Consider the following 7169-nt stretch of genomic DNA (forward strand, 5'->3'; position numbering starts at 1 on the left):
CGGGAGCGAGCAGCGTAGGGACGGACTGTATGGCAACGGCACAGTCGGCTCGATGGCACCGACTGGCTGTGCTCGCGGCCCTGATGCTGGCCGCGTTCACTTTCAACACCACGGAGAATCTGCCGATCGGCCTGCTCAAGCTCATCTCGGCCGACTTTCAGGTGTCGCTCTCGGCGGTGGGCTATCTGGTCACCGTCTACGGGCTGACCGTCGCCGTGGTTTCCCTGCCGATCGCGCACGCCACACGGTCCGTGCCCCGCCGCCATGTGCTCACCGTGCTCCTGGCCGCGCTCGTCCTGTCCAGCCTGGTATCGGCGCTGGGTTCCTCCTACGGCCTGCTCATGGTCGCCCGGCTGGTGACCGCGCTTGCCCAGGCGCTGTTCTGGGCGGTGATGGGACCGGTGGCCGTTGGGCTGTTCTCGCCTGACGTCCGTGGGCGGGTGATCGGCGTGCTGTCGGTGGCCGGTTCTTTGGCCCTGGTACTCGGTGTCCCCGTCGGCACATGGCTGGGCCGGCGCAGCACGTGGGAGGTCCCTCTTGTCGTGCTGGCCGGCCTCGGACTGGTCTCCCTCGTCACGATCGCTGTTCTGCTGCCGCCGTCGCGCCCGGAGGAGGGGCACGCCGCTTACGGCTCGGCACCCGACAAGGCCCGATTCGGGATCGTGCTCGCGGTCACCGCCCTGTCCGTCACGGGCGCGTTCGCGGGCTATACGTACATCGTGGAGTTCCTGGGCAACGTGAGCGGCTTCTCCGACACCTCGGTCAGCGCCCTGCTGATGGTCTCCGGCATCGCGGGCGTGGTCGGTGTGACGCTCGCGGGTCCGCTCCTGGACCGCTACCCGCTCGGCACACTCGTCGTCCCGGTGGCCACCCAGGCGATCGGCATGCTGGGGTTGTACGCCGCCGGTACCGTCCAGGCCGGAGCAGTCGCGTGCCTGGCGCTGCTGGGAGGCTCGCTCGGTCCGGTATTCATGGCCACGCAGAATCAGATGCTGCGCTTCGCGCCCGGCCGCACCGAGATCGCGCTGGCGGCCAACTCTGGTGCCTTCAACGCCGGGGTCGCGGCCGGGTCACTGCTCGGTGGCATGGTTCTGTCCGCTGTGGACGTGCGGGGTACGTTCCTCGTCGGCGGGGTGCTGACCGGCGCGGCGTTGGCGGTGCTGCTCACCGAGCGGTTGTTGCCGCCCGCCGCGGCACGGTGTCATCCAGCGCCTCCCGGCTCTGCCACCCCGACGTCACGTCGTCATCACCGGAACCCGGCAGCAGAGGAAAGAGGGAAGTGGCCGCGCACGGGTGAGTGAGTTCGGTCACCACGTAACTGCGCTCGCCCTTCTGCCAGTTGGGAACCGCACTCTGCACAGTGCATATCCTGCTCGGGGCAGCCTGCGTGCCCAGCGAGACCATGGCACACTGCTTCGGGCCGGTGTTCGAGGAGGGAGCCGACGTGAGTGAACCGCGGTCTGCCCCGACCGTGCTCCAGATGGTTCTCGGCAGGCGACTGCAGGACTTACGGACGGCTGCCGACCTGACGGCGCAGCAGGTCGGAAAGCGACTGCGCCAGTCGTACACCACGGTCACCCGGATGGAGCGCGCCGAGGTCCAGTTGAAGTGGGCCACGGTCAAGGCGCTGCTGGAGATCTACGGGGTGGCCAAGGACGAGGCCGAGGAATTCCTCGCGCTGACGGAGAAGGCCAACATCTCCGGCTGGTGGCAGGGCTACCGCGATGTCCTGCCGAACTGGTTTGGCGTACACGTCAGCCTGGAGACATCGGCGACCCACATCCGGACCTACGAACCGCATGTCGTACCCGGGCTGCTGCAGACCGCGGACTACGCCCGCGGTGTCCTGCGACTGGGCGTCCCTCACGTATCAGAGGCCATCCTGGAACGGCGCGTGGAACTGCGCATGCAACGCCAGGCGCTGCTCAGTCGCCCCGAGCCCGATCCGCCGCTGTTGTGGGTGGTCATGGACGAGACGGTGCTGCGGCGCTCCGTTGGCCCTCCAGAGATCATGAGCGCCCAGATCGACCGCCTGCTTGAGGCGTCAGAGCTGCCGAACGTCACTCTCCAGGTGTCCGCGTTCGGAGCCGGACTACACCCGGGCGCCTTCGCCCCCTTCACCCTCTTTCGGTTCCAGATACCGGAATTGCCGGACGTCGTCGGCAACGACAGTCTCAGCACCGCGCACTACAGCGAAGACCGCGAGGAAGTCGCCCTCTACCGGGAGGTCATGGACCGGATGAGTATCCAAGCGATGCCGAAGGAACGCACCAGGGATCTCCTTTGTGATGTCCGCAAGGAGCTGAACCAATGAGCCACGTCACCAATGCCGACACCGATATGGGCGCGGAAGAGTGGCACAAGCCGTGGAGCGGCAGCAACGCCGGAAACTGCGTCGAAGTGAAGCGACTCGGCGATGGCCGAGTGGCCATGAGGCAGTCCGCCGACCCTGACGGACCGGCCCTGATCTGCACAGACGGCGAGATCACTGAATTCATCAAGGGTGTCAAATCCGGTGCGGCAGACTTCCTGCTCACCTGAACGAATGGCCACAGAGGAGAATTGAATTGACTGACGTCGGATTCGGCGCGGACGAGATCGACACCACCAAGCCGCATTCGGCTCGCGTGTACGATGCCTTCCTCGGTGGCAAGGACAACTATCCCGTCGACTGGAATTTCGCCGAGCAGGTGGCCTCCCAGTTTCCCGGCATCCGGGCTGCCGCACAGACCAACCGCGCCTTCATGCACCGAGCTTCCGGGCTGCTTGCCGACCGGGGCATCCGTCAGTTCCTCGACATCGGAACCGGCATACCCACCGAACCAAATCTTCACCAAGTCGTCCAGAAAATCGAGCCCGCCGCCCGTGTGGTGTATGTCGACAATGATCCCATCGTGCTGAGGCACGCGGAAGCTCTTCTGCGGGGAACCGTGGAAGGCTGCACCGCGTACGTTCATGCCGACTTCAGGGACCCCGCGAAGATAATCTCCGCCGCGCGGGAACACCTTGACTTCGAAAAGCCGATCGCCCTCTCCTTGGTGGCCCTCCTGCACTTCGTCCCGGACGAGTACAAGCCGCATGAGATTGTCCGGGATCTGCTGGAGCCGCTGGCGTCCGGGAGTTACCTGGTGCTTTCGCATGTCACAGGTGATTTCGAGCCGGAAGTATGGGATCGCATCGTCGGGATGTACCGCAACGCCGGTACGGCCGCACAGGTGCGGTCGCGCGGCGAGGTCGCCACGTTCTTCGAGGGGCTCGAACTCATTGACCCGGGCGTTGAAATGGTGAGGCACTGGTACCCCCAAGAGGATCAGACGCACGGTCATGACGGTCAGGTCCCGTTGTATGTAGGAGTCGCACGCAAGACATGACGAACGACTCCGGCTGTGGCCGGTGGCACCGGCGGCGGGTCAGTTCTCCCGGCCTCCGCCGCGGATGATGTCGAGCGCGGGGCGAGGAGCCCGTCCGAGCAGTTCGCGGAGCTCACTGCCTATGCGGTCCATGAATCCGGCCGCGATGGTGGAGCAGGTGCCGACCAGCATCGGGACCTGGAAGGGCTCCGCGCCGGAGCCGGCGATGTGCGCGCGGGCCTGAGCCAGGGTCACGGGAGCGTACATGACGTGCGGGCCGTAGGCCTCTGCCAGGTCGGCGCCTCCGATGGCCTCCTCGCCCACGAGCTCGTACACGCGGTTCGCATGGAGGGGAGCCTCGGTGACGACCCGGACCGCCGCATCGGCGAGGTCCGCCCGCGCCACCGCGGCCAGCCGGCCGTCGCCCAGCGGGGCGGTCACCCTGCCGTCCTGCGACGGCGTCGCCAGAAAGGCCAGCAGCTCCGCGTAGAGGCCGTTGCGCAGGATCGTCCAGCCGGCTGTGGACCGGCGCAGCCGCCGCTCGGTCCAGCGGTGGGGGAGGGCGTACGGGAGATGGTCGCCGTCAGCGCTCAGGCTCGTGTACACGATGTGGCCCACACCGGCCTTCTCCGCCGCGTCGATGGCGGCGCTGTGGCGGGCGATGACGGTGTCGTCCTCCCCGTAACCGGCGGAGATCAGCAGGAGTACGTCCACGCCGGTGAAACCCTCGGTGAGGGTGCGCGGCTCGTCGAAGTCGACGGTACGGACGGGCAGCGGGCCCCGGACGCGCTCGGGGTCGCGCGTTCCGAGGACCACATCGTCGCGGCCGGACAGCCGCTCGGCTATGAGCGCGCCCAGGGCGCCGGTAGCACCGGTAACCAGAATCAACGGAATCTCTCCCCGCAGTAGGTAGGTTCTCTTGGGTAACCAGGACCATGCTGCGGGTTTGCAACGCAGGGCATAAGGAGGCACTTTGATGTCAGTGGGGCACACGGCGGTAACCACCGAGCCCGTTGTCCGCTGCGGCGAGGAACATGAGGACTGCGGAATCCGCGATGTCCTCGACCGGATCGGGGACAAATGGTCCGTGCTCGTCGTGGTGGAGCTGGCGCAGGGCGTACGGCGGTTCCGACAGCTGCAGCGCGCAGTCCCCGGGATCTCGCAACGGATGCTGACCCTCACCGTGCGGCGGCTGGAGCGCGACGGACTGGTCACGAGAACCGTCCATCCGACGATTCCGCCGCAGGTCGAGTACGCGCTGACCCCGACAGGCGACAGCCTGACCCACCTGGTGAAGGCGCTCGCCGACTGGTCGGCGGAGCACCGCGACACCATCGCGCGGGCGCGTCAGGAGTGGGACAGCGCCAACCCCGACTCGGGGATCCGCTGACGCGCAGCGCAGGCGAAGGGCGTGCGGAGCCCGTCGCCGGGCCGGGCCGCGCCGGGCCGCGCCGGGCCGCTTCCGTGGCCCGACCCGGCGACGCGCTTCGTCGCTGATGGGGCCGGTCCTCAGGCCAGCGCGGCGAAGGTCTCCACGGCCTGGGTCTTGCCCGTGACGACGATGACGTCACCCTGCTCGACCACGGTCTCGGGGGTCGCGTACGTGAAGTCCTCGCCGGGGCGCTTGATGCCGACGACTGTGACGCCGTACTTGCTGCGTACCAGGGACTGGCCGAGTGCGATGCCGGTGACGATATCCGGAGCGACGGTTTTCACCAGGGCGTAGTCGTCGTCGAATTCGATGAAGTCCAGCATCCGCCCGGTGACCAGGTGGGCGACGCGCTCGCCCATCTCGTGCTCGGGGAGTACGACATGGTGGGCGCCGAGGCGTTCGAGGATCTGGCCGTGCTGGCGGCTGATGGCCTTGGCCCAGATATTGGGGACGTTGGCCTCCAGCAGGTTGGAGGTGACCAGGATGCTGGCCTCGATGTCGGTGCCGATCCCGACCACGGCGCTCGTGAACTCGGTGACACCGAGCTGCGCGAGGACATCCGGATCGGTGCAGTCGGCGACCGCGGAGTGGGTCAGGGAGTCGCTGTACCGCTGGACCAGCCGGGCATCGGTGTCGATGCCCAGGACATCCCAGCCCCGCTGCATCAGTTCATTGGCCAGCGAGCTGCCGAACCGGCCGAGTCCGATGACGGCGACACGCTGATCACTCAGCTGGGCATGCTCCGCGGCAAGCCGCTTGCGGCGGCGTCGGCGCAGAGAATGCAGGTAGTTACCCAATGACAGGTCGCTCCTCGGGTAGCTGATAGCGGCGTGTGCGCTCGCGCAGGGCGAGTGCGGACACCAGAGTGATGGGGCCGAGTCGGCCGATGAACATCAACAGGATCAGGATGAACTGGCCCGACGCAGGCAGATCCGCGGTGAGGCCGGTGGACAGGCCCACCGTGGAAAAGGCCGAGACGACTTCGAAGAGTACCGCTTCCAAGGATGCCTGAGTGGTGGCCAGCAGCGCGAGGGTGCTGGCCATGACCAGGCCGACACCCAGCAGCGCCACGGTGAGGGCCTGGCGCAGCACGTCCGGGGCCAGCCGCCGTCCCATGACAGCGGCGTTGGGTTCACCGCGCACCTCGGCGAGTATGGCGGCGGCGAGCACCGCGAAGGTGGTGACCTTGATGCCGCCCGCCGTGCCCGCGCTGCCGCCGCCGATGAACATCAGCATGCAGCTCATCAGCAGCGTAGAGGCGTTCAGGGCGTCTATGTCGAGGACGTTGAACCCGGCGGAGCGGGTCATCGCGGAGAAGAAGAAGCCGTTGAGGATCTTCTCGTGCCAGTCGAAGGCGCCGAGTGTGTCCTTGTTCGTCCACTCCAGCAGGCAGGTCAGCAGCGTGCCCGTTACCAGCAGCGCCGCGGTGGTGACCAGGGTGAGCTTGCTGTGCAGGGTCCAGTTGCGGCGGCCTGTCGTACGGCGACGCTGTCGGTGCCGCAACATCTCCAGCAGCACGGGGAAGCCGAGCCCGCCCAGGATCACCGCGACGGCGATGGGCAGTGTCACCCACGGGTCCTGGGCGTAGCGGATCAGGTTGTCGGCGTGCAGCCCGAAGCCCGCGTTGTTGAAGGCGGACACCGCGTGGAAGAAGCCCAGATACGCCGCGTCACCCACGTCCTCGTTGTATCCGAACCGGAAACGCAGCGCGAGGAACGCGCCGACGGCCAGTTCCACGCTCAGCGTCGTCCCGGCGACGCCGAGCAGCACCCGGCGTACATCACCGATGCCGAGGCTCTTCGTCTCCGCCTGAGCGGTCAGCTGCAACCGCAGGCGCAGCCGGCCGGAGACCAGCAGCGCCAGCAGCGAGGCCATGGTCATGATCCCGAAGCCGCCCACCTGGATGAGCGCGAGGATCACGCCCTCGCCGAAGCCGCTCCAGTGAGTGCTGGTGTCGACGACGGCCAGGCCGGTCACACACACCGCGGAGGTGGACGTGAAGAGCGCGGTGAGGAGAGTGGTGGAGCTCCCTTGCTCGGTAGCCATGGGCAGCGCCAGCAACCCGGTGCCGAGGGCGATCACGGCGGCGAAAGCGACCACGACGGTACGGGCCGGGTGGGCCGCGAACACCGAACGCCAGACACGCTGTGCAGAGAATGCGGGGACCGCAGGGGCCGTCGATGGCTTGTTGCCCATTGATGTCAGGCGTCGATGATGATGGGGATGATGAGGGGTTTGCGGCGGTGTGTGCGGAAGGCCCATGAGGCTACGGCGCGGGCGATCAGCTGTTCCAGTTGGTGGGCGTCGCCGACGCCTTCTTCGGCGGCTTTGGCGAGGGTCTTCTCGATGACGGGGATGACGGGCTCGAAGGTGGTGTCGTCGTGGAC

Annotated in this window: 8 protein-coding genes and 1 pseudogene; 5 read left to right on the plus strand and 4 right to left on the minus strand. The window is 67.3% G+C overall.

Annotated elements, in window-relative coordinates:
• Positions 1-29 precede the first annotated feature (29 nt).
• The 4 genes from ACIHCQ_RS43030 to ACIHCQ_RS43045 all read left to right on the plus strand — a co-directional run bounded on the left by ACIHCQ_RS43030 (position 30) and on the right by ACIHCQ_RS43045 (position 3371).
• Positions 30-1301 (plus strand): MFS transporter, encoded by a 1272-nt coding sequence (locus tag ACIHCQ_RS43030; RefSeq protein WP_399674580.1) that lies wholly within the window; start codon positions 30-32, stop codon positions 1299-1301.
• 143 nt (positions 1302-1444) lie between these two features.
• Entirely contained in the window at positions 1445-2314 is an 870-nt protein-coding gene (locus ACIHCQ_RS43035) for a helix-turn-helix domain-containing protein (protein ID WP_399674582.1), read from the plus strand.
• Positions 2311-2541 (plus strand): DUF397 domain-containing protein, encoded by a 231-nt coding sequence (locus tag ACIHCQ_RS43040; RefSeq protein ID WP_399674584.1) that lies wholly within the window; start codon positions 2311-2313, stop codon positions 2539-2541. Before ACIHCQ_RS43035 ends, ACIHCQ_RS43040 begins: the two co-directional genes overlap by 4 nt.
• 26 nt (positions 2542-2567) lie before the next feature.
• On the plus strand, positions 2568-3371 hold the full coding sequence (locus ACIHCQ_RS43045; RefSeq protein ID WP_399674585.1) for an SAM-dependent methyltransferase: 804 nt from the start codon (positions 2568-2570) through the stop codon (positions 3369-3371).
• Positions 3372-3410: 39 nt separating this feature from the next.
• Here ACIHCQ_RS43045 and ACIHCQ_RS43050 read toward each other — a convergent pair whose 3' ends face one another.
• Entirely contained in the window at positions 3411-4238 is an 828-nt protein-coding gene (locus ACIHCQ_RS43050; protein ID WP_399674587.1) for an NAD(P)H-binding protein, read from the minus strand.
• 88 nt (positions 4239-4326) lie between these two features.
• Between ACIHCQ_RS43050 and ACIHCQ_RS43055 the strand changes: the two genes are divergently transcribed.
• Positions 4327-4740 (plus strand): winged helix-turn-helix transcriptional regulator, encoded by a 414-nt coding sequence (locus ACIHCQ_RS43055; protein ID WP_399674589.1) that lies wholly within the window; start codon positions 4327-4329, stop codon positions 4738-4740.
• A 119-nt stretch (positions 4741-4859) separates the two neighbouring features.
• On the opposite strand, the gene ACIHCQ_RS43060 is transcribed toward ACIHCQ_RS43055, so the two are convergent.
• The 3 genes and pseudogenes from ACIHCQ_RS43060 to ACIHCQ_RS43070 form a co-directional block, all read right to left on the minus strand.
• Positions 4860-5579: a potassium channel family protein gene (locus tag ACIHCQ_RS43060; RefSeq protein ID WP_399674591.1), complete on the minus strand. Its 720-nt coding sequence runs from the start codon at positions 5577-5579 to the stop codon at positions 4860-4862.
• Positions 5572-6978: a TrkH family potassium uptake protein gene (locus tag ACIHCQ_RS43065; protein WP_399674592.1), complete on the minus strand. Its 1407-nt coding sequence runs from the start codon at positions 6976-6978 to the stop codon at positions 5572-5574. Before ACIHCQ_RS43065 ends, ACIHCQ_RS43060 begins: the two co-directional genes overlap by 8 nt.
• Before the next feature lie 5 nt (positions 6979-6983).
• Positions 6984-7169, minus strand: a pseudogene (locus ACIHCQ_RS43070) (RNase J family beta-CASP ribonuclease); the annotation flags it as partial.

This window comes from Streptomyces sp. NPDC052236, assembly GCF_044548015.1.
GTDB lineage: Bacteria > Actinomycetota > Actinomycetes > Streptomycetales > Streptomycetaceae > Streptomyces.